Raw genomic sequence first — 23,003 nt, 5'->3', positions numbered from 1 at the left:
AGTAAACTACTCGGAAATAAACGGAGGCCTGCATGGTGGCACTCGACGCGCTGCACTTCGACAACCGCTTCGCCCGGCTCGGCGATGACTTTTCCACAGCCGTACTGCCGCAGCCCATTGAGCAGCCACAGTTGCTGATCAGCAGTCCGGCGGCGATGGCCCTGCTCGACCTCGACCCAGCGCATGTCGATCCGCAACAGCTGACCCGCCTGAGCGCCGGGCACAGCCTGTGGGCCGCCGCCGAGCCACGCGCCATGGTGTATTCCGGCCACCAGTTCGGCGTCTACAACCCGCGCCTGGGCGACGGCCGCGGGCTGCTGCTCGGCGAAGTGGTCAACAGCGCGGGTGAGCATTGGGATCTGCACCTGAAAGGCGCCGGCCTGACCCCCTACTCACGCATGGGCGATGGCCGCGCGGTGCTGCGCAGCTCGATCCGCGAGTTCCTGGCCAGCGAATACCTGCACGCGCTGGGCATTCCCACCTCGCGGGCGCTGTGCGTAACGGGCTCGCAGACCCCGGTCTGGCGCGAGCGGGAAGAGCGTGCCGCCATGCTCATGCGCCTGGCACCCAGCCATATCCGCTTCGGGCACTTCGAGTATTTCTACTACACCGGTCAGCACGCTCAGCTGCGCCAGCTGGGCGAGCACCTGCTGGCCAGCCATTTCACACCCTGCCTGGCGGCCGAACAGCCCTGGGCGGCGCTGTTTGCCGAGATCGTGGAACGTACCGCGCAGCTCATCGCCCGTTGGCAGGCGTATGGCTTCTGTCATGGCGTGATGAACACCGACAACATGTCGATCCTCGGCATCACCTTCGACTTCGGCCCCTATGCCTTTCTCGATGACTTCGATGCCGGCTATGTGTGCAACCATTCCGACCACCAGGGCCGCTACAGCTATCGCAATCAGGTACCAATCGCCCACTGGAACCTCAGCGCCCTGGCCCAGGCGCTGACCCCGCAGGTCAGTGTCGAACAGCTGCGCCACAGCCTCGAACAGTTCCTGCCCAGCTACCAGCAGCACTACCTGGAGCTGATGCGCCAGCGCTTGGGCCTGCAGCACGCCGATCCCGGCGACCAGGCGCTGATCGACGACCTGCTGGCCCTGCTGCAAGGCAGCGCCACGGACTACCCATTGTTCTTCCAGCAGCTCGGCGCAGACAACCCGGCCGCGGCTCTGCGCCAGCTACGCGACGAGCAGCTCGACCTGGCCGGCTTCGATCGCTGGTCACGCGACTACCTGCTGCGTCTGGATCGGCAAGGAGGCAACCCCGCCGAGCGCCAGCAGCGCATGCAGGCCGTCAATCCACGTTACGTATTGCGCAATTACCTGGCCCAGCAGGCCATCAGCGCTGCCGAGCAGGGCGACCTGGCCCCACTGCATGAACTACACAAGGTGCTTAGCCAGCCCTTTGCCGAACAGCCCGCTTTTACCCAGTACGCTGCTCGCCCGCCCAGCTGGGGCAAGCATCTGGAAATCAGTTGCTCCTCCTGAGCATTGCTCACTCATTAGCGAACCCTGCGCATCACAGCAAGCAGCCGCCAGCAACACACGACGGAATCGCCCCGGAGCCAAGCCTAGCTGGTCCTGCTCACAGCTCCAGCAAAGTAACGCCTACCTTTGTGTCACTGACCGCAAACCGTTAAACGCCATTTTTCCGACAAAAAACAAATACAAAGACATATTGCTGACGACAGTTCCCTTTCGCTAGGCTAGTGCAACGCCCAGTCAGGCGGCCAATTGTCAGGGAGCACTCTCTCATGAGAACAGGGTTTCGTCGCTGGGCTCAACTGAGCACTCTTGTCGCAGGACTGGCTCTGCAGGCAACCGCCGACGCCTCAGGGCTGCTTCTTTACGAGGTGGCCAGCGACAATGTTGGTCTGGCAAACGCTGGGGCTGCCGCGCGCGCACAGCATCCGGGCACATTGGCCAGCAATATCGCCGGCATGAGCTTTCTGCCTGGCACGCAGATCAGTGCAGGTCTGCAGTTGCTGCACGGTAACCTGGAGTTCTCTCAGGATACGACCAGCAATGTGCCTGGTCGTGATAGCGGCAGCGCCATGGAGTGGGCCCCCGGCGGCTCTCTTTTTCTCACCCACCAGCTGGATGAAAACTGGCACGTCGGCTTTGCCAGCTATGGCGATTTAGGCCTGAGCATCGACTACGAAAACGCCTGGTCCGGTCGCTACTTTATGCAGAACGGCGAGCTGTTGGGCATGACCCTGCTGCCCAGCGTGTCTTACCGGCCGGATGATCAATGGTCCTTCGGCATTGGCCTGCGCGCCATGTATGTCATGTTCGACACTCAGATCGCGGTGGATAACAGCCCACTAGGTATTCTCGACAGGCCGGATGGCACGTTGAACTACAAAGACAGCGACTGGGGCTTAGGCGCCAGCCTGGGTCTTATCTATCAGCCCCAGGCTGGCACCCGCATCGGCTTGAGCTACACCAGCGAAGTCGCTATCACGCTCAGTGATGCGCTCAAACTCGAAGACCTGGATCCCGGCATCACCAATCTATTGACTAATCGCGGCATTATCGGCGCCGATACCCAGATCAAGATGCATATGCCGCAGACGCTGACCCTAAGTCTGTATCAGCAGATCGACAGCCAATGGGCGCTGCTGGCCAGCGCCAACTGGCAGGATTGGTCGCGCTTTGGCCAGGTCGGCGTGCAACTGGACAGCGGCAACCCGGTTTCGGCCAGTCTGGACGCCAATTACCGTGATACCTGGCATCTATCCATCGGCACACAGTATCAAGCCACTCATCGACTGCTGTGGAATGCCGGACTGGCCTATGACAGTTCTCCGATCAACGACAGCAACCGCACCCTGAGCATGCCGCTGGGCAAAACCTGGCGCATTGCAACTGGCTTCACCTATGCACTGGATCAACAAACCGACCTGAATCTGAGCTATGCCTTTATCTGGATGGGAGATATGCCGATCAGCCAGCAAAAGAGCCTGCCAGTGGCAGAACCGAAGCAAACCTCTGGGTCTTTCAATAACGCGTGGATTCAAGCGCTGAGTGCCAGTGCCACCTGGCACTTCTAACACGCTAGGCCTTGCCGTGGCGTGTTTCGCCAAAGGCTGTGCTGTTTACACATGGAGATCATCATGAATTGCACGTACAGCAGACCGTTGAAAAACGCTGAAGAGACCTGAGCTGGCAGCAGACGCAGAACCCGACTGCAGCACTTTACAGCCTGCCCATACAACACAACTGGAACTAAAAATGGGCCCGAGCGGCGAGAGCACCCAGACAGTCACCCAACAGCTCAAGCTCGGCGGTCAGCCGCTGAGCCTTCAGCTATGCCCGCGTTACTGGCTTGACAGCCCAGATGCCGCAGCCAGCGGCTGGGCTTTCCGCACGGCAGCCACCTTACCCCTCCCCAAATGATCCGGCTTTGCCACATCACTACTTATTATCCTCACAACGGAGATAAACAATGACGTTCAATCTCAAACATGCGCTCGCACTGAGCGCCCTACTCGCCTCCTCAGCCGCCTATGCCGCTGAGCCCGTCACAGTCGACAACTTTGTGCGTGCCGAGAGCGATATGACGTTCGACCGCTACGTCAAACAGGGTGCATTCGGCAAGCTGCTACACATTCGCCAGCCCACGCCGATCGACCAGCAAGATATCATTCGAATGAACCGTGACACGCTCTACTCGGCTGGCGTGTTCGATCTCAGCGACCTGGTCACCATCGTCAAACCGGATTCCGCTGGCCGGTTCCAGTCGATGATGGTCATCAGTCAGGATCACTCGATGCTCCCCGTCGAGCATGGCGCTGGCGAGTTCATTTTGACCCAGGAGAAAGTCGGGACACGCTTCGCCGCTGTCATTTTCCGCACCTTTGTCAATGCCAATGACCCGCAGGACATCAAGGCCGCCAACGCCATGCAGGACAAGATTATCGTAAGGCAGAGGAGCCCGGGAACCTTCGAAACTCCGGACTGGGACGAGGTGTCACTGAAAAGGGTTCGTGATGCAATCAATGTACTGGCGGCGACCCGTACCAATGCCAGGGGCATGTTCGGTGATAAAGCCAAGCTCGACCCGATCAGTCATCTGCTGGGGACTGCCTTCGGCTGGGGCGGCAACCCTGAACAGGCTGCCATGTATGACAGCGTGGTACCGGCGCAAAATGACGGCAAGACACCATACCGTGTCACTGTGAAGGATGTGCCGGTCGACGGATTCTGGTCCATTACCGTCTACAACAAGGCGGGGTTCATGGAGAAGAACGATCAGAACCGCTACTCATACAACAACGTGACTGCAGACAAGAATGCAGACGGCAGCATCACCATCAATTTCGGCGGAGGCCCCAGCGCCATCAACAACCTGCCGATCACTGACGGCTGGAACTACACCGTGCGCATGTATGAGCCGAAACAGGAAATCATCAGCGGGGCATGGCTCTTTCCCAAGGCACAGCCGGCCAAGTAAGTAGCGAAGACTGCAACCGACGTGAACTATTGCTACGAGGTACTAAGCACAAGGAAAGAGTATGAAGCACCTTGTAGTGATCAACCCATCTTGGTCTGTGGGTTAAGTTTTTCGTCAGCAACGGCGTGCATCGGTCCGTCGTTGAATTGATACAGTCTGACCCAGTTATAGCGATGTATCAGGTAGTGGCTGATATCCCGTTGTGCATCCTGGACTGTTAGGTAACCGGTCGACGGCCCCTTCGACTTCAGCACCCTGGAACAGAGCACAATTATCAATTCAACGCTGGCGCCAGTAGCAAATAATCGCTTGAGTATCACTCGGCTCCAGCACCGGAAAAGTGTCGGAGCCGATGCTATCGCAATGATCAATTTCGCCGTTCGCCCTTTGTGATTGGCACGTATCCCCCTTAGTAGGAGCACTATCCATGACTGTCTCGAAACTGATGCTTGGCGTCGTATTGACTGGCGCGGTAACACTTAGCGGCTGCACCACAAAAACGGCCAGTCCGTCGGAGTACTCCGGTTTTCTATCGAGTTACGAGGGGCTGATCGCCACCAAAACAGCCACCGGCCATAACGTATTGCGCTGGACCTCCGCCGATTTTAAAGCGAACAACTACAACAAGATCATCTTTCAGCCTGTACGCTTCTATCCTGAGCCGCGCACCACGGCACGCATCAGCGAGCAAACCTTGTCTGAGCTGCTGGCTTATACCAATCATCGCCTGAGTAGCGCGCTGTTCGCCCGCCTGCAGCCGGTGGGCTTTAGTGCCGGCCCAGGCACCCTGACATTTCGCGGTGCCATCACAGCTGTCGACACCAGCACTGAAGGCCTCAAACCCTACGAAGTGATTCCGGTGGCACTCGTGGTGGCGGGCGCCATGGCGGCTAGCGGTCAGCGCGATCAGAACACCGAACTGTATCTGGAGGGAGAACTGATCGATACCACTACCGGCAAACCCGTTCTTCGCGTAGTACGCAAAGGCTTTGGCAAAACCCTGAGCAATGACCAGCAGACGGTTACGGCCGATGACTTGAAATCCGTGATTGATGAGCTGACTCAGGACGTCTTGGCGTTTCACTGAGCCGCACAGCCTCCCAGCCCATTTCGCCTCGGGCTGGGATCAACTCGGCTTTTACCGCAAGCAAGAATGGCCGGCGACCAGGTCACGACTCACAACACCCACACCATTACACCCATTAAACCCAAAAGGCATATAAACCTGCTCAAACATTCTTAGACACTCTAAGCAGCAGGCCTTATCTTCTGCGCCTGCTCGACAGCCCCTGGCTGCTCGATACCTCACACGAGATTCGTTGCAAGGATTTCCCCGATGTCCTGGGACTCACTGCCGCTGCTGTTTGTCGCCGGCCTGCTGCTGTGGGTGCTGTACGCTTTCGTGCGCGAGAAGTGGAGCCCGGACATCGTGGTAGCGGTTGCCGTCGCCGCACTGCTGGTCAGCCAGTTGCTGACCCCAGGCGAAGTGCTCAGCGTACTCAGCAACTCCGCCCCCATCACCATTGCCTGCATGTTCGTGCTGTCTGCCGCGCTTGAACGCACCGGCTGCATCGATGCCTTGGGCAACTGGCTGGGCGATCTGGTAGGCACCAGCCCGGTGCGTGTGCTCACCGGGCTGACGCTGACCGCGCTGGTAATTTCCGCCTGCCTGAACAACACCCCAGTCGTGGCCATTCTCACCCCGGTGGCCATCGCCCTGGCCCGGCGTGCCGGTACGTTGCCATCCAAGCTGCTGATTCCGCTGTCCTACGCCACCATCCTCGGCGGCACCCTGACCATGATAGGTACGTCCACCAACATTCTGGTGGACGGTGTGGCCCGTAAGGCTGGCCTGGAACCCTTCGGCATCTTCGAGATCACCGGGGCCGGCCTGATCATGGCTGCTGCCGGTATGTTCTACCTGCTAACCATCGGCCATCGCCTGCTGCCGGAACGCGAGACGCTCTCCAAGCAATTGCGCCCGGACCTCGCCCGGACCTTCATGAGCGAGCTACTGGTGCCGCATGATTCGCCGATGATCGGCAAGACCCTCAGCGAGGCCAATCTGAACGGCGGCAGTGGCTTGCAGGTACTGAAGATATTCCGCGAACAGGAAGAACTCACCGAACCAGGCCATGACACCGTGCTGGCTGCGGGTGATCAACTGGTAATCCATGGCCAGGTCAAGGATGTGGTGGAGCTGCGCGGCAGCGGGCACCTGACCTTCAATCGCGGCGAAGCCTTCGAGACCATTTCCAGCCATGACGTTATCCTCGCTGAGGCCATCGTCGGACGTAATTCGCGCTACAGCCACCGTCCGATGCGCGACCTCGACCTCACTGCACGCTACGGCATCGCCGTACTGGCCGTGCATCGCCAGGATGAAAATGTCTCCGGCAACCTGGATGACTTCCAGTTGCAGTTCGGCGACGTCATGCTGGTCGAAGGCACCCCGGCGCAGATCAAGCGTTTCGCCGACAACGGCGAACTGATCAGTCTGAACGCCGTGCAGGAGCGCGCCTTCCGCCGCGACAAGGCGCCGATCGCCATCATCGCCACCCTGGCGGTGATGTTGCTGGCGGCACTTGGGGTCATGCCCATCGAAGGCCTGGCAATCATCGGTGCCGCGAGCGTGCTGGCCACCCGCTGCCTGGATGTGGAAGATGCCTACAAGGCAGTGGACTGGAAGATCCTCAGCCTGATCTTCGGCATGCTGGCCATCAGCATCGCCATGGACAAGGTCGGCCTGGTCAAGCTGCTGGTGGAGAACGTCATGGGCTGGCTGCCCTGGGCCGGCCCGCTACTGATGCTCAGCCTGATCTACCTGCTGACTTCCGTGCTCACCGAAATGCTCTCCAATAACGCCGTGGCGGTGCTGGTCACCCCCATCGCCATCGGCCTGGCCCAGCACATGGGCGTCGACCCGCGGGCTTTCGTTGTCGCCGTGATGTTCGCCGCCAGTGCCAGCTTCGCCACGCCGATTGGCTACCAGACCAATACCTTCGTGTATAACGCCGGCGGCTACCGCTTTACCGACTTCATGAAGGTGGGCATCCCGCTCAACCTGCTGCTATGGCTGGTGGCCAGCCTGGTCATTCCCTGGTTCTTCCCGCTCACGCCGCTCTGAGTAGCACGTCGCCAGGCGACTTTGTTGCCACAGGTCATTGACCTGCGGGCCCTGCCCTCGCCATCCTGCGGGTCTTTTTCCGACCCAGCAGGAGCGCGCCCATGAAACTGGAAACCCTGGCCATCCACGCCGGCTACAGCCCCGACCCCACCACCAAGGCCGTCGCCGTACCGATCTACCAGACCACCTCGTTTGCCTTTGACGACACCCAGCATGGCGCCGACCTGTTCGACCTCAAGGTTGCCGGCAACATCTACTCACGGATCATGAATCCGACCAACGCGGTGCTCGAGGAGCGCGTCACCGCGCTGGAAGGTGGCGTTGGCGCGCTGGCTGTAGCCTCGGGCATGGCGGCCATCACCTACGCCATCCAGACCATCGCCGAAGCCGGCGACAACATCGTCTCGGTGGCCAAGCTGTATGGCGGCACCTATAACCTGTTCGCCCACACCCTGCCGCGCCAGGGCATCGAAGTGCGCTTCGCCGCGCATGACGACATCGCCGCGCTGGAAGCACTGATCGACGACAAGACCCGCGCGGTGTTCTGCGAATCGATCGGCAACCCGGCCGGCAACATTGTCGACCTGCAGGCACTGGCCGATGCCGCCCACCGCCATGGCGTGCCGCTGATCGTCGATAACACCGTGGCCACACCGATGCTCTGCCGGCCCTTCGAGCACGGTGCCGATATCGTGGTACACGCGCTGACCAAGTACATGGGCGGTCACGGCACCACCCTCGGCGGCATCGTGGTCGATTCCGGCAAGTTCCCCTGGGCGCAGCACAAGGCGCGCTTCCCCCTGCTCAATACCCCGGACGTGTCCTACCACGGCGTGACCTACACCGAGGCGTTCGGCCCGGCCGCATTCATCGGCCGCTGCCGCGTGGTGCCGCTGCGCAACATGGGCGCAGCCCTATCGCCATTCAACGCCTTCCTCATCCTGCAGGGTCTGGAAACCCTGGCCCTGCGCATGGAACGGCACTGCGAGAACGCTCTCAAGGTCGCCGCCTACCTGAAAAACCACCCACAGGTAGCCTGGGTCAAGTATGCCGGCCTGGCCGATCATCCCGAGCATGCCCTGGCGCAGCGCTACATGGCAGGCAAGCCGGCGTCGATCCTCTGCTTCGGCATCCAGGGTGGCAAGGAAGCCGGTGCCCGCTTCATCGACGCCCTGCAACTGGTGGTACGCCTGGTCAATATCGGTGACGCCAAGTCACTGGCCTGCCACCCGGCGACCACCACCCATCGTCAGCTCAATGACGAGGAACTGGCCAAGGCCGGGGTTTCCCAGGACCTGATCCGCCTGTCGATCGGCATCGAGCACATCGACGACATCCTCGCCGACCTGACCCAGGCCCTTGAAGCTGCCAAGGGCTGATCCGCCCCTTGATATCGCCGTTCGCGCCTCCAGATTGGTCACTACACCCCTTGGAGGCGCGTATGAGCGAACCCCTGCTGATCCCCTGCCCGGCCTGCAATGGCCTGAACCGCATTCCCGCCGAACGACTAGGCGACGCCGCGCGCTGCGGCCGCTGCAAAGCCGAGGTGCTGCCCGCCAGGCCCTTTGCACTTAACCAGGCCAGCTTCGCCGCACAGAACAAGGGCGACCTGCCGCTGTTGATCGATGTCTGGGCCAGCTGGTGCGGACCGTGTCGCAGCTTTGCACCGATCTTCGAACAAGCTGCAGAGCAACTACAGGGGCGCTGTCGCCTGGCCAAGCTGGACAGCGAAGCCAATCCGCAGCTCTCCGCGGAAATGGGCATTCGCTCGATTCCGACCATGATCCTCCTCAAAGGCGGCCGCGAAGTGGCGCGCCAGAGCGGTGCCCTGCCCTTGCCGCAACTACTCGGCTGGTTGCGTCAACAGGGCATCTGAGCGTTTCGGTCACTCAGGACGGCAAAACGGGTCATTCCCTGCGGCAATCTGTGCCCTTAGTCTGGCCCGACCACCCTCCGCACGGAGTCAGTCCTGCCATGCCCTTGCCCAGCCAACTGGTGCGCCAGCTCACCGAGGAACACATTGCCTTCATCCAGCGCTCGGGGCTTAAAGCCGAGGTAGTCGAACCCGGCCATGTGCGCCTGCGTATGCCACTGGCCGGCAACCAGAACCACCTTGGCAGCCTATATGCCGGCGCGCTGTTTACCCTGGCCGAAGTCCCGGGCGGCGCGCTGTTCTTCAGCAGCTTCGATAGCCAGCGCTTCATTCCGCTGGTCAAGGCCTTCAATCTGCGTTTCCTGCGCCCAGCACTGAGCGACATCACGGTGGAGGCACGCCTGGATGCCGAGCAAATCGCCGCACTGCAGGACAGCGCTGAACGGCTCGGCAAGGCAGAGTTCAGCCTGGCCCTGCAGCTACAGGACAGCCAGGGCCAGGTGGTCGCCCTTAGCGAAGGCCTATACCAGATACGCAAACGCTGAAGAGGATTGCCGCAAGAGCGGACAAATCATCTAGACTCGGGGCTCTCGCGCAGGTAGCAGCGGCACGCAATGGAGGCCCCATGTTCAAGCACATACTCATCGCTCACGATCTCAGCCAGCAAGCCGATGTCGCCCTGCGTCGCGCCGCGCAACTGGCCGAACAGCATCAGGCGCGTCTGACCCTGTTGCACGTCGCCGAAGGGCAACACAGCAGCGCCAGCCTCAAGGAACTGCAGCAGGCTACCGAGCAGGTGCTCGGCGAACGCCTGAGCAGCTACAGCCACTGTCCGGCACAGGTGCTGATCCGCCAGGGCAAAGCCTCCGACGTCTTGCTACAGGCCCTGACGGAAGAGGACTACGACCTGTTGGTGGTCGGCAGCCACCACAAGAACAAACCGGAGCTATTCACCGGCACCAACCTGGAACGCATCGCCCGCCACTGCCAGGTGCCGCTGTTGCTGGCCTGTGGCCAGGATAGCCGGGCCTACCAGCAGGCCGTACTGGCCATCGACTCTTCGCTGTGCGCCTGCAAAGCCCTGGCCTGTGCCTACCAGTTGCTGCCGAGCACTGCCCAGCTGCACGCAGTGAACATCTTCAGCCAGCCGGCCAAGCAAAGCGCCAGCAAGGCCGCGGCCCAATTGGAAATCCAACAGGCGCTGATCGGCCAACTGGTTGACGATGAATGCAGCCAATTGCCCAGCGATGGCCCCAGCGTCAGCCACGAAGTTGTCCCTGGCACCCTGGCCGGCAGCCTCGACCAACTGATTCGCCAACGCCGCCCGCAACTGCTGGCGCTCGGCCAACACAGCCGCAGCGTACTGGTCAACGCGCTACTCGGCAGCCTGCCCGCGCACTATCTGCGCCAGGCGCCCTGCGACGTGCTGCTGGTCAAATAATGTCCAATCGTCTGTATAGCCTGGCGCTGCTGCTTCTGCTCGGCCTGGTTAGCGCCGGCCAATGGCATCTGCTAGAAACTCTGCACGCCGAGCCACTGCGCTTTGCCAACCCCGGCCAGCTCAGCCCGCTGCACCAGCTCACGCTGGTCAGCCATGGGCAATTGCTGGCTACTGGCAATCTGTTGCTGGCCCTGGCCCTGCTCGCCAGCTGGGCTCACCAGCTGTATCGCCCGGCACGCAGGCGCTGGCTAGGGTACCTCAACAGCCTGCATGCGCTTTACCAGCTCTTCCTCGCGGTCATTGTCGGCACCTCCGTGAACACCATCCTGCAGGCGGTGGCCGGACAGCCACAGGCCCCGTTCAGTGCCGAGCTGTGGCTGAGCCTGTACGGTATTCCCGGATTACTCGCGGCGTTACTGTTTCTCTTCGGCCCCGGCCTGCTGCAGCTCGGTCTGGGCCTGCTGCAGCAACAACGCGCCCCGGCTTAACGCCCGCCATCAAGCAGGTCGTGCAACTCGACGAACTGCTGACTGAGCTTGTGACGCGGATCCAGGTAGATCAACGGCTTGCAGGCCTGGTGTGACTCGCGCATTTTCACCGAACTCATCAGGTTGACCGGCAGCACCGGCATACCCTCGGCGAGCAGCTCATCGAGCAGTTGCTGCGGCAACGCGGCACGCGGCTGGAACTGGTTGACCACGATGCCTTCAACCTGCAATTCCTCGTTATGGTCGTCGCGCAGCTCGGCAATTTCCTGGAGCAGGCCATACAGGGCCTGGCGCGAGAAACTGTCGCAATCGAAGGGAATCAGTACGCGATCTGCCGCGATCAACGCGGAAACCGTATAGAAGTTCAAGGCCGGCGGCGTATCCAGGTAGATACGCTCGTAGTCATCGCCCAGCTCGTCGAGCAACTTGCGCAGGCGATTGATCTTGTGTTTCTGCTCCAGCTTGGGCTGCAGGTCAGCCAGCTCCGCCGTCGCGGTGATCACGTGCAGGTTGTCAAAGGGCGTTTCGTAGATGTCGACCTTGCCTTTCTTGGCAAAAGGCCCACCGGACAGGGTCTGCTTGAAGAAGTCGGCAATCCCCACGGGAATCTCGTCGCCCGTCAGGCCCGTGAGGTAATGACTGGAGTTGGCCTGCGCATCGAGATCGATAAGCAGGGTACGATAACCCTGAGAGGCGCTGACCGCCGCCAGGTTGCAGGCAATGCTGGACTTGCCTACGCCACCTTTCTGATTGAATACCACGCGACGCATCTGACACCTCCCTGATGATGGATGCGTCGATTCTATGCAAAGGCTGGCGGCACGGCGAGCACCAATCCCGTTCCGACCGGCAAGCGGCTGGCGTCTGCGCTGCAGAGCGACCAGCGCGCACGGCCAGATGGCTCAGTGGTACTGCGCAGACAGCTCGTGCACGGCCTCGAAGAAGGCGCGGGCGTGCTGCGGATCGACCTCCGGAGTGATGCCGTGCCCCAGATTGAACACATGCCCGCTGCCTTGCCCATAGGCGGCGAGAATACGCCCCACCTCACCACGAATCACCTCGGGCTGTGCATAGAGCACGCTGGGGTCCATATTGCCCTGCAGGGCGACCTTGTCACCGACCCGCGCCCGGGCACTGCCAATATCGCAGGTCCAGTCCAGCCCCAGCGCCTCGGCCCCCGTGTCAGCCATCGATTCCAGCCACAGGCCGCCACCCTTGGTGAACAGGATTACCGGCACGCGACGCCCTTCATGTTCACGGATCAGTCCGTCGATGATCTGCTTCATGTAGCGCAGGGAGAACTCCTGGTAAGCCGCCGCCGACAGCGCACCGCCCCAGGAATCGAAGATCTGCACGGCCTGCGCACCGGCAAGGATCTGCCCGTTGAGATAGGCTGTTACCGAGCGAGCGAGCTTGTCGAGCAGCGCATGCATGGCCTGCGGATTGTTGTAGAGCATGGCCTTGGACTTGCGGAAGTCCTTGGAGGAGCCGCCTTCGACCATGTAGGTAGCCAGCGTCCAGGGGCTGCCACTGAAGCCGATCAACGGCACCCGGCCGTTCAGCTCGCGGCGGATGGTACGCACAGCATCCATCACATAGCCCAGGTCCTGTTCGGCATCAGGAATCGGCAAGGCCTCGATATCCGCCAGGCTCGACACCACCTTCTTGAAGCGCGGGCCTTCGCCGGTCTCAAAGTACAATCCCTGGCCCATGGCATCCGGAATAGTCAGGATGTCGGAGAAGAGAATCGCCGCATCCAGTTGCGGATAACGATCCAACGGCTGGATGGTGACCTCACAGGCCAGCTCGGGGTTCTTCATCAGGTTGACGAAATTACCTGCCTGGGCACGGGTAGCACGGTACTCCGGCAGGTAGCGACCGGCCTGGCGCATCATCCACACCGGGGTGACGTCGACGGGTTGCTTGAGCAGGGCGCGAAGGAAACGGTCGTTTTTCAGTGCAGTCATGGCGTAGTCCGGCATCAGAAACTGGGTGGGAGGGCGACAACCTGGCTGCCATGCCTCGCCACCTCGGGGTGTGCCGCATTGTCGCAAAGCACCGGGCAAAAGGCACGGCGCCCGGCATGCCTTTTCGCCAGGGTCTTGATCCTGCTCAAGCCTGGGCACCCAATAAAAAACGGCACGCCCCATCGGGGCGTGCCGCTATGCTCGGCCTGACGCAGGATTACAGGCCGAGATAATCGAGGATGCCTTCGGCAGCCTGACGTCCTTCATGGATGGCGGTTACCACCAGATCGGAGCCGCGCACCATATCGCCCCCGGCAAACACCTTGGGATTGCTGGTCTGGAACTTGTACTGACCATCCGCCGGAGCCAGTACACGGCCCTGGCTGTCGATACCGATGGCGAAATCAGCGAACCAGGCAGCAGGGCTGGGACGGAAGCCGAAAGCAATCAACACCGCATCGGCCGGAATCACTTCCTCGGAACCGGGAATCGGCTCGGGGCTACGACGGCCACGGGCATCCGGTTCGCCCAGACGGGTTTCCACCACCTTGATGCCTTCCACCTTGCCGTTGCCGACAATTTCGATCGGCTGGCGGTTGAAAAGGAACTTGACCCCTTCATCCTTGGCGTTCTTCACCTCGCGACGCGAACCGGGCATGTTCTCGGCATCCCGACGGTAGGCACAGGTTACACTCTTGGCACCCTGGCGAATCGAGGTCCGGTTGCAGTCCATCGCGGTATCGCCACCGCCCAGCACCACGACCTTCTTGCCGGCCATGTCAATGAAGTCCTCTGCGGACTTTTCAAAACCCAAGTTGCGATTGACGTTGGCGATCAGGAAATCCAGCGCGTCGTAGACGCCCGGCAGATCTTCACCCGGGAAACCGCCCTTCATGTAGGTGTAGGTGCCCATCCCCATGAATACGGCATCGTATTCATCCAGCAACTGCTGCATGGTCACGTCCTTGCCCACCTCGGTATTCAGGCGGAACTCGATACCCATGCCCGTGAAGACCTCACGACGCCGGCTCAGCACGTGCTTTTCCAGCTTGAACTCGGGAATCCCGAAGGTCAGCAAGCCACCAATCTCCGGATTCTTGTCGAACACCACCGGGGTGACGCCGTTGCGCGCCAGTACATCCGCACAGCCCAGGCCCGCCGGGCCGGCACCGATGACCGCAACACGCTTGCCAGTGGGCACAACCTTGGACATGTCGGGACGCCAGCCCATGGCGAAGGCCGTGTCGGTAATGTATTTCTCCACCGAACCGATGGTTACCGCACCGAAGCCATCATTGAGAGTACAGGCGCCCTCGCACAGGCGATCCTGCGGGCAGACCCGCCCACAGACTTCCGGCAGGGTATTGGTCTGGTGCGAAAGCTCTGCCGCCGCAATGATGTTGCCTTCGGAAATCAGCTTCAACCAGTTGGGAATGTAGTTGTGCACCGGGCACTTCCATTCGCAATAAGGGTTGCCACAGCCCAGGCAGCGGTGCGCCTGCTCGGCCGCCTGCAAGGGCTTGAAGCTGTCGTAGATCTCGACGAACTCTTTCTTGCGCTGGCGCAGCAATTTCTTCTTCGGGTCTTTGCGCCCGACTTCGATGAACTGGAAGTCGTTATTCAGACGTTCAGTCATAGCAAACCTCTTAGCAGCAGCTTCAAGCGCCAAGCTTCAAGCTGCAAGACAATCATCTTGGATCGACAAGCCCGCAGTTGCTGCCAACCTGCAGCCTGGGGCCTGTCGCGTACCGCTGCTTACTGCGGATTGGCCCGGGTACTGGAGAGTAGCGACTTGAGACTGGCAGCCTTCGGCTTGACCAGCCAGAAGCGCCGCAGGTAGTCATCCAGATTCTCCTGCAAATGCGTACCCCAACTGCTACCGGTTTCCGCCACATACTCGTCGAGCACCGACTGCAGATGGCTGCGATAGGCCTCCATCGCTTCACCGGTGATGCGCTGGATCTCCACCAGCTCATGATTGACCCGATCGACAAAGCTGTTGTCCTGATCCAGCACATAGGCGAAACCGCCGGTCATGCCGGAACCGAAGTTGTAGCCGGTCTTGCCCAGCACACAGACGAAGCCGCCGGTCATGTACTCGCAACAGTGGTCACCGGTACCTTCCACCACGGTATGAGCCCCCGAGTTGCGCACCGCGAAGCGCTCGCCCGCCGTACCTGCGGCGAACAGCTTGCCGCCGGTGGCGCCATACAGACAGGTGTTGCCGATGATCGCCGACTCCTGACTCTTGAACGGACTGCCCGCTGGCGGAACGATAACCAGCTTGCCGCCGGTCATGCCCTTGCCCACATAGTCGTTGGCATCACCTTCCAGGTGCAGATGCAGACCACCCGCGTTCCACACCCCGAAGCTCTGCCCGGCAGTGCCCTTGAAGCGGAAGCTGATCGGCGCCTCCGCCATGCCCTGGTTACCATGTACACGAGCAATCTCACCGGAAACACGCGCGCCAATGGAACGGTCGCAGTTGCCGATTGCCAGCTCAAAAACAGCACCCGACTTACTATCGATAGCCGCCCGCGCCAGTTCAACCATACGCTCGGCGAGCAGCCCCTGATCGAACGGCGGGTTCCTTTCTGCCTGGCAGAACTGCGGTTTGTCCGCCGGGATCAGCTCGCTACCCAGCAGCGGGGTCAGGTCGAGATTCTGCTGCTTGCCGGTCGCACCGGGCAGCACGTCGAGCAGATCGGTCCGCCCAATCAGCTCACCCAGGCTGCGCACGCCCAGACGGGCCAGCCACTCACGGGTTTCCTCGGCGATGAAGGTGAAGAAGTTCATCACCATCTCGACGGTACCGATGAAGTGATCCTTGCGCAGTTTCTCGTTCTGCGTAGCCACGCCGGTGGCGCAGTTGTTCAGGTGACAAATACGCAGGTACTTGCAGCCCAGAGCGATCATCGGCGCGGTACCAAAACCGAAGCTCTCCGCACCAAGAATGGCCGCCTTGATCACGTCGAGGCCGGTCTTCAGGCCGCCGTCGGTCTGCACACGCACCTTGCCGCGCAAGTCGTTGCCGCGCAGGGTCTGGTGCGCTTCGGCCAGACCCAGCTCCCACGGGCTGCCGGCGTACTTGATGGACGTCAGCGGCGAGGCGCCGGTGCCACCGTCGTAGCCGGAGATGGTAATCAGGTCGGCATAGGCCTTGGCGACACCAGCCGCGATGGTGCCCACGCCAGGCTCGGCGACCAGTTTCACGGAAACCAGCGCCTGCGGATTGACCTGCTTGAGGTCAAAAATCAGCTGAGCCAAGTCTTCGATGGAGTAGATATCGTGGTGCGGCGGCGGCGAAATCAGCGTCACGCCCGGCACCGCATAGCGCAGGCGCGCAATCAGGCCATTGACCTTGCCTCCCGGCAACTGACCGCCCTCGCCAGGCTTGGCACCCTGGGCGACCTTGATCTGCAACACCTCGGCATTGACCAGATACTCGGGGGTAACACCAAAGCGACCGGTAGCCACCTGCTTGATCTTGGAGCTCTTCAGCGTGCCGTAGCGCGCCGGGTCTTCGCCACCCTCACCCGAGTTGGACCGCGCGCCCAAGCGATTCATCGCCTCGGCAATCGCTTCGTGGGCCTCAGGCGATAGCGCCCCCAGGGAAATACCCGCGGAGTCAAAGCGCTGCAAGATGGCCTGTACCGGCTCCACCTCATCCAGCGCCAAGGGTTGCGCGGCTTCCTTGACCTGCAGCAGGTCACGGAGCATCGCCACCGGACGGTTATCCACCAGCGCAGCATATTCCTTGTACTTGGCATAGCAACCCTGCTGCACGGCAGCCTGCAGGGTGTTCACCACATCCGGGTTGTAGGCGTGATATTCGCCACCATGCACGAACTTCAGCAGACCGCCCTGCTGGATCGGCTTGCGTGCAGCCCAGGCCTCACCGGCCAGCAGCAGCTGTTCGGCTTCGATATCGACAAAGCGTGCCCCCTGGATACGACTGGCCACGCCACGGAAGCACAGCGAGGTCACCTCCTCGGACAAGCCTACCGCCTCGAACAGCTGCGCGCCGCGATAGGAGCCGATCGTCGAGATCCCCATCTTCGAGAGAATCTTCAGCAAGCCCTTGGCAATGCCCTTGCGGTAGTGCTTGAAGACCTCATAGAGGTCACCCAGCACCTCACCGGTACGGATCAGATCGCCCAGCACCTCATAAGCCAGGAACGGATAGACCGCCGAGGCCCCGAAGCCCACCAGCACGGCATAGTGATGCGGGTCGCGTGCAGTGGCGGTTTCCACGAGGATATTGCAATCGCAACGCAGGCCCAGCTCAACCAGATGATGATGCACCGCGCCCACCGCCAGCGCGGCATGAATCGGCAGCTTGCCCGGCGCAATATGCCGGTCACTCAGCACCAGCAGCACCTTACCGGCACGCACGGCAGCTTCGGCTTCCGCGACCACGCGACGCACGGCAGCCTGCAAGCCTTCGCTCTGCGCATAGTTAAGGTCAATGTGTGCGCGCTCGAAGCCCGCACGATCCAGATTCATCAGCGCTCGCCACTTGGAGGGCGAAATCACCGGAGAACTGAGAATGACCCGCGCAGCATGCAACGGCGACTCTTCGAAGATATTGCGCTCGGCCCCCAGGCATACCTCGAGCGACATGACGATGGCTTCACGCAGCGGGTCGATCGGCGGATTGGTCACCTGGGCGAACTGCTGACGGAAATAGTCATAGGGCGAGCGAACTCGCTGACTGAGCACTGCCATGGGCGTATCGTCGCCCATGGAGCCCACGGCCTCCTGACCCTGCTCGGCGAGCGGACGCAGTACCTGATCACGCTCCTCGAAGGTGACCTGGAACATCTTCATGTATTGCTTGAGCTGCTCGCTGTCGTAGAAGGCCGAACCATGATCATTGTCGGCCATGGTCGCCTGGATACGCAGGGCATGCTCGCGCAGCCATTTCTTGTAGGGATGACGCGACTTCAGACGATTGTCGATGTCATCGGTAGTCAGCACCTGACCTGTTTCGGTATCCACCGCAAGAATCTGTCCAGGCCCGACGCGCCCCTTGGCCAGCACGTCTGAGGGCTGGTAATTCCACACGCCGATTTCCGAGGCCAGGGTGATGTAGCCATTCTTTGTGGTCACCCAACGAGCCGGACGCAGACCATTGCGATCCAGCAGGCAGGCCGCATAACGCCCATCGGTCAACACCACGCCAGCCGGGCCGTCCCACGGCTCCATATGCATGGAGTTGTACTCATAAAAAGCACGCAGCTCAGGGTCCATGGTTTCGACATTCTGCCAAGCCGGCGGAATGATCATGCGCACGCCACGGAACAGATCGATACCGCCGGTCACCATCAACTCCAGCATGTTGTCCATGCTCGAAGAGTCGGAACCGACACGATTGACCAGCGGCCCCAGCTCTTCGAGGTCGGGAATCTGCTCATTGGCAAACTTCAGACGACGCGCCTGGGCCCAGTTGCGGTTGCCGGTGATGGTATTGATTTCGCCGTTGTGCGCCAGGAAGCGGAAAGGTTGCGCCAGCGGCCATTTCGGCAAGGTATTGGTCGAGAAACGCTGATGGAACACGCAAATAGCGGTTTTCAGGCGCTCGTCGCTCAAGTCTGGATAGAAGGCGGCCAGGTCGGCCGGCATCATCAGACCCTTATAAATGATGGTCTTGTGCGAGAAACTGCAAATGTAGTGATCGCTGTCGGCAGCATTGGCTACCGAAGAGCGGCGCCGCGCGCTGAACAGCTTGATGGCAAACTCTTGCTCGCTGAAACCCTCGCCGCCGATAAACACCTGCTCGATCTGCGGCAGGCGCTCCAGAGCCAGGCGCCCAAGCACGCGCGTATCGATAGGCACCTTGCGCCATCCGATCAACTGCAGACCGGCAGCGAGGATAGCGCGGTTCATGTTTTCGCGGGCCTGCTCGGCTTTGCTGGAGTCCTGATTGAAGAACACCATGCCTACCGCGTACTGCGCCGGCAATGCGACCGAGAACTGCTCCTGAGCCACCGCACGCAGGAACTGATCAGGCTTCTGGATAAGCAGGCCACAACCATCCCCCGTCTTGCCATCCGCATTGATGCCGCCGCGGTGCGTCATGCAGGTCAGCGCCTCAATAGCGGTCTGCAGCAAGTGATGACTGGCCTCACCCTGCATGTGGGCGATCAAACCAAAGCCGCAGTTATCCCTGAACTCATCAGGACGGTACAAACCTGCTTTCATAGACACCCTCACCGCAAAAACATGAACAATTACAGCAGCTTACCTTTCGCGCACAAGGAAACACCGAGTTTTCCACGGGCGAAAGGGAGGCCATTGTACATATCTGCCTGTGCGTGTCACACATTTTTGCGACTCAAACGCAAAAATATATGTCGCAATTATGAAAGAATCCGTCGCTGCACCATGTTAGCGCATGCACGCACCAAAGTAGTGCATCAATCCATTTCCTGCTGGATACTCCCGATACTACGCGGCCAGGGCTTGCCCGCCTGAAGCTTTGCGGGCAACTCTCGGATGGCGGCCTGTGCCGCTGCGCGGCCACTGAACGCACCATATGTGACCACAAACAGCGGCTGCCCCTGATGCTGCTTGCGGAAGTAGCGATATTCGCCACCACCTTGGCGCACCAGCGCCTGCGCATTGGCCTCGGAGCGCGTACCCGCTACCTGCAACACATAGCGCCCTGCCGCCTGACTGCGATACCAGGCGCTATCCGCCAACACACCCTTAACCGAAGCAGACTGAGGCTTGCTGACTGCGGCCGGAGCAGGCTTCGCAGGCACGTTCTGTACAGGAGGGACGGGCTTCGGTGCTGGTGCTGGTGCTGGTGCTGGTGCTGGTGCTGGTGCTGGTGGCAAGGCTGGCACAGCCACCACAGGTGCAATACTGGTAACCGGAGCAACAGGCTCAGCACTACCCGGCGAGACAACCTCCTCGGCTTCCGAACCCGCCGCCGCGGCAAGCGGCTGACGAATGACAGGCTGCGCTTCACCCACCAGCGGAAGCGGCAATGGCTGACGCGCACCATCGAAGGCAATTTCCGTCGACTCAACTGCCACAGGCTGCGCAGCCTTGACTACCGGCCGCACCGCCAATTCAAGGGGTCGTTCCGCCTCAACCTGCAGCGGGGCAGAGGTTTCACGCTGCATGAACCAAGCCGCCGCCATAGCGCCAGCCACCACCAGCAGCGCCAACAAGTGCTTGACAGGCCACTGTACACGCGAGGCAGTCGTCGAGCGCCGGGCCGCCAACATGCCGTCCAGCAGCTCATCCTTGGCAACCTGGTTAATACCGCCTGGCCAACCACCGGATGCACGATGGATTTCCTGCAACTGCTCTTCGTCGAATAGCTCGAGCGCCTGCCCCGCCCCCTCCAGGCGCTGCGCCAGATACTCGCAGCACTCCTCGAACGAATAAGGCTGCAAGGCTATGGCGTGATAGCGCTCTTCGCCGGCAGACAGGGAATCGAGACGCGCCAACAGGGAAGGCTCCGCAAACAGGAATAAATGCGGATGACCGTCTCGCCCCCCCTCTGCCAAAGCGAACAAAGCACGCAAAGCCGACTCATCGAGCAGCTCTGCATCATCCACTAACAGGTAAACTTCCTGGCCGGTCAAGGTAAGCTGTCCGATGCGCGCAAGCAACATCGGTAACTCCGCCTGTTGCTCGCCAATTCCCTGCGCCACCTGACGCAACAGGGAGGCTGCATCTGGAGATGTTCGCGCCGACAACACCACACTGAGCACCGCCTGCTTATTGGTGCTGGCAACCAGCGCTTGGCGCAATAGCGTCTTACCACTCCCCTGAGGCCCGCTCACCACCAACAACAACTGGCTATAACGCGCCAGATGATGCAACTGCCCAAGCACCGGCTTGCGTTGCGCAGGAAAGAATTTGAAGCCCGGCACTCGAGCCGCAAAGGGGTCATGACTGAGCTGGTAATGCGCGAGGAAAGCCTCGTCAGCATGCATGCTGTTCATTTAGCGTCGAATCTCTCAGAGTTGCGCGACAATAGCGGCATAGTCGGTTAGCAGTACGTCCTGCAGCAGGCTCGCCGGATAATCAGCAGTGACACAGGCCTCGCCCATTGCCTTGAGCAAAACAAGGCGCAACTGGCCATCCAGTACTTTCTTATCCACAGCCATATGCTGCAAGAAATCTTCCGCCGTCATCTCGGCAGGCGGCACCACGGGCAACCCCGCCGCAATTAACAAGCGCGCCACGCAATCACGCTCACTGGCTGTCAACCAACCCAAGCGATGTGACATCTGTGCGGCCATGAGGGTTCCAGCCGCCACGGCTTCGCCATGCAGCCACTTGCCATAGCCCATGTGGGTTTCGATGGCATGCCCGAAGGTGTGTCCAAGGTTTAGCGTGGCGCGCAATCCCGACTCACGCTCATCCGCAGCAACTACCCGGGCCTTGGCAGCACAGGACCGCTCGATAGCCTCAATGAGTGCCGCCGGCTGCAACTCACGCAGGGCAACGATGTTTTGTTCCAGCCAGTCAAGAAAAGGCGCATCGCAAATCAAGCCATACTTGATCACCTCGGCCAAACCTGCCGACAACTCACGCGCGGGAAGGGTTTGCAGGGTGGCAGCATCAATCAGCACAGCCTTGGGCTGATAGAACGCGCCGACCATGTTCTTACCCAGCGGGTGATTGATGCCGGTCTTGCCACCCACCGAGGAATCAACCTGCGAGAGCAGTGTGGTCGGAACCTGGATGAAGTCGACGCCGCGCTGATAGCAAGCAGCAGCAAAACCCGTCATATCGCCAACGACCCCACCGCCCAAGGCGATCAGGGTCGTGCGCCGATCATGGCGCGCCTGCAGCAAGCCATCGAAGATCAGCTGCAAGTGCTGCCAATCCTTAAAAGCCTCACCATCGGGCAGAACAATAGAGATAACCGCATAGCCACCGAGCGCCTGCTGCAAACGCTCCAGATACAAAGGTGCAACCGTGCTGTTGGTTACGATGGCCACCTGCCGCCCCGCAATGTAGGGACGCAACAAATCACCCTGCCCCAACAGATGACTGCCAATGATGATCGGATAACTACGCTCGCCGAGATCGACCTGAAGTGTACGCATGCTGCCCTCGCTAAAATGGCCATTAGCATACCGCAGAAGCGGCAGCCAATCAGCGAGGAGGAAGACTCTGCAGCTGCGCGAGAATTTCCTGAACCACCAGGCGCGGCGGCCGCTCATCGGTTTCGATGATGATATCTGCCACCTCTCGGTAGAGTGGGTCACGAATCGCCATCAATTCAGTGAGAACACGCCCAGGATTGGCCGTTCGCAACAAGGGGCGGTTACGATCACGCGAAGTGCGCTCCAACTGCTGCTCCACCGACGTGTGCAGGTAGATAACCCGGCCACCCTGGCGAATAGCCTGGCGGTTCTCGGGACGCATCACCACACCACCGCCTGTCGCCAGAACCAGGCCATCCTCCGCGCAAAGCTCAGCAATCATAGCCTGCTCGCGCTCACGAAAGCCCTGCTCCCCCTCTACATCAAAGATCCAGGGAATATCCGCCCCCGTACGCTGCTCGATTTCCTTATCGGAATCTTTGAACAGGTAACGCACTTCCTTGGCCAACAAGCGCCCGATGGTGCTTTTACCAGCACCCATCGGGCCGACCAGAATCAAATTGGCCACA

Annotated in this window: 17 protein-coding genes and 1 pseudogene; 10 read left to right on the top strand and 8 right to left on the bottom strand. The window is 60.7% G+C overall.

The annotated features are described in order from the left end of the window. Positions 1-32: 32 nt before the first annotated feature. The 3 genes from selO (at position 33) to CFY91_RS03405 (ending at position 4,461) form a co-directional block, all read left to right on the top strand. Positions 33-1,493, top strand: coding sequence for a protein adenylyltransferase SelO (selO, locus tag CFY91_RS03415; RefSeq protein WP_093984943.1), 1,461 nt, complete (start codon positions 33-35; stop codon positions 1,491-1,493). Between the two features lie 221 nt (positions 1,494-1,714). Then, positions 1,715-3,058 carry an OmpP1/FadL family transporter gene (locus CFY91_RS03410; RefSeq protein ID WP_243392514.1) on the top strand — a complete coding sequence of 448 codons (1,344 nt, stop codon included), beginning with the start codon at positions 1,715-1,717 and terminating at the stop codon, positions 3,056-3,058. Positions 3,059-3,453: 395 nt separating this feature from the next. Beyond that, a complete protein-coding gene (locus CFY91_RS03405; protein WP_093984941.1) occupies positions 3,454-4,461 on the top strand; it encodes a DUF1214 domain-containing protein in 1,008 nt (335 codons plus the stop codon). A gap of 80 nt (positions 4,462-4,541) precedes the next feature. On the opposite strand, the pseudogene CFY91_RS03400 reads toward CFY91_RS03405, so the two are convergent. Then, positions 4,542-4,793: pseudogene (locus CFY91_RS03400) on the bottom strand (hypothetical protein); the annotation flags it as partial. Between the two features lie 95 nt (positions 4,794-4,888). On the opposite strand from CFY91_RS03400, the gene CFY91_RS03395 reads away from it, so the two are divergent. The 7 genes from CFY91_RS03395 to CFY91_RS03365 all read left to right on the top strand — a co-directional run bounded on the left by CFY91_RS03395 (position 4,889) and on the right by CFY91_RS03365 (position 11,390). Beyond that, positions 4,889-5,548, top strand: a complete 660-nt coding sequence (locus tag CFY91_RS03395) for a DUF3313 domain-containing protein (RefSeq protein ID WP_093984939.1) — start codon at positions 4,889-4,891, stop codon at positions 5,546-5,548. Between the two features lie 249 nt (positions 5,549-5,797). Beyond that, positions 5,798-7,588 carry an SLC13 family permease gene (locus CFY91_RS03390; protein ID WP_093984938.1) on the top strand — a complete coding sequence of 597 codons (1,791 nt, stop codon included), beginning with the start codon at positions 5,798-5,800 and terminating at the stop codon, positions 7,586-7,588. Positions 7,589-7,689: 101 nt separating this feature from the next. Continuing rightward, a complete protein-coding gene (locus CFY91_RS03385; protein WP_093984937.1) occupies positions 7,690-8,967 on the top strand; it encodes a bifunctional O-acetylhomoserine aminocarboxypropyltransferase/cysteine synthase in 1,278 nt (425 codons plus the stop codon). Between the two features lie 62 nt (positions 8,968-9,029). Continuing rightward, a complete protein-coding gene (gene trxC, locus CFY91_RS03380) occupies positions 9,030-9,464 on the top strand; it encodes a thioredoxin TrxC (RefSeq protein WP_093984936.1) in 435 nt (144 codons plus the stop codon). A 98-nt stretch (positions 9,465-9,562) separates the two neighbouring features. After that, positions 9,563-10,006, top strand: a complete 444-nt coding sequence (locus tag CFY91_RS03375) for a YiiD C-terminal domain-containing protein (protein WP_093984935.1) — start codon at positions 9,563-9,565, stop codon at positions 10,004-10,006. Between the two features lie 80 nt (positions 10,007-10,086). Beyond that, positions 10,087-10,902: a universal stress protein gene (locus CFY91_RS03370; RefSeq protein ID WP_093984934.1), complete on the top strand. Its 816-nt coding sequence runs from the start codon at positions 10,087-10,089 to the stop codon at positions 10,900-10,902. Next, positions 10,902-11,390 carry a hypothetical protein gene (locus CFY91_RS03365; RefSeq protein ID WP_093984933.1) on the top strand — a complete coding sequence of 163 codons (489 nt, stop codon included), beginning with the start codon at positions 10,902-10,904 and terminating at the stop codon, positions 11,388-11,390. Before CFY91_RS03370 ends, CFY91_RS03365 begins: the two co-directional genes overlap by 1 nt. On the opposite strand, the gene CFY91_RS03360 is transcribed toward CFY91_RS03365, so the two are convergent. From CFY91_RS03360 to aroK, 7 genes are all read right to left on the bottom strand, one after another. After that, the gene (locus tag CFY91_RS03360; RefSeq protein ID WP_093984932.1) at positions 11,387-12,160 is read right to left on the bottom strand and encodes a ParA family protein; all 774 of its coding nucleotides are present in this window, start codon (positions 12,158-12,160) and stop codon (positions 11,387-11,389) included. The two genes, CFY91_RS03365 and CFY91_RS03360, sit on opposite strands and share 4 nt — an antisense overlap. A 132-nt stretch (positions 12,161-12,292) precedes the next feature. Further along, positions 12,293-13,357, bottom strand: coding sequence for a uroporphyrinogen decarboxylase (gene hemE, locus CFY91_RS03355; protein WP_093984976.1), 1,065 nt, complete (start codon positions 13,355-13,357; stop codon positions 12,293-12,295). Between the two features lie 217 nt (positions 13,358-13,574). After that, on the bottom strand, positions 13,575-14,993 hold the full coding sequence (locus tag CFY91_RS03350; protein WP_093984931.1) for an FAD-dependent oxidoreductase: 1,419 nt from the start codon (positions 14,991-14,993) through the stop codon (positions 13,575-13,577). A 119-nt stretch (positions 14,994-15,112) separates the two neighbouring features. Beyond that, positions 15,113-19,561 (bottom strand): glutamate synthase large subunit, encoded by a 4,449-nt coding sequence (gene gltB / locus CFY91_RS03345; protein ID WP_093984930.1) that lies wholly within the window; start codon positions 19,559-19,561, stop codon positions 15,113-15,115. 215 nt (positions 19,562-19,776) lie between these two features. Next, the gene (locus tag CFY91_RS03340) at positions 19,777-21,321 is read right to left on the bottom strand and encodes an AAA family ATPase (RefSeq protein WP_093984929.1); all 1,545 of its coding nucleotides are present in this window, start codon (positions 21,319-21,321) and stop codon (positions 19,777-19,779) included. Positions 21,322-21,336: 15 nt separating this feature from the next. Then, positions 21,337-22,434, bottom strand: a complete 1,098-nt coding sequence (aroB, locus tag CFY91_RS03335; protein ID WP_093984928.1) for a 3-dehydroquinate synthase — start codon at positions 22,432-22,434, stop codon at positions 21,337-21,339. 49 nt (positions 22,435-22,483) lie between these two features. Further along, positions 22,484-23,002 carry a shikimate kinase AroK gene (gene aroK, locus CFY91_RS03330; protein WP_093984975.1) on the bottom strand — a complete coding sequence of 173 codons (519 nt, stop codon included), beginning with the start codon at positions 23,000-23,002 and terminating at the stop codon, positions 22,484-22,486. Between the last annotated feature and the right edge of the window lies 1 nt (position 23,003).

Origin of the sequence: Pseudomonas fluvialis (assembly GCF_002234375.1) — a bacterium.
GTDB classification, from domain to species: domain Bacteria; phylum Pseudomonadota; class Gammaproteobacteria; order Pseudomonadales; family Pseudomonadaceae; genus Aquipseudomonas; species Aquipseudomonas fluvialis.
The sequence above is the reverse complement of the archived record's forward strand: the minus strand, read 5'-3'. Positions and strand labels throughout refer to the sequence as shown.